A 223-nucleotide genomic window follows, 5' to 3' on the forward strand; every position below is an offset into this window, starting at 1 on the left:
GCGCAGACCCTTCGGCGCATCCGGGATGAGCGGGGCCTGTCGATTGTGGTGTCGGAGCAGGTTCTGAGCTTCGTGATGGATGCGGCAGACCGGATCCTGGTGATTGAAAAGGGCGCGATTGTGCACGAAGAGAGCCGCGAAGAAGCGGATCAGGACAAGATTGCGAGCTATCTGGCGGTTTAACGAGGAGCAGAACGATGAGACACGGTGATATTTCCAGCAG

At 57.8% G+C, this 223-nt stretch carries 1 pseudogene; it reads left to right on the forward strand.

What is annotated here, in order from left to right:
* Window positions 1–183, forward strand: a pseudogene (locus B2W52_RS07165) (ABC transporter ATP-binding protein); the annotation flags it as partial.
* Window positions 184–223: the final 40 nt, after the last annotated feature.

The sequence above is a fragment of the Marinobacter sp. UBA2498 genome (assembly GCF_002341575.1).
Lineage (GTDB): Bacteria > Pseudomonadota > Gammaproteobacteria > Pseudomonadales > Oleiphilaceae > Marinobacter > Marinobacter manganoxydans.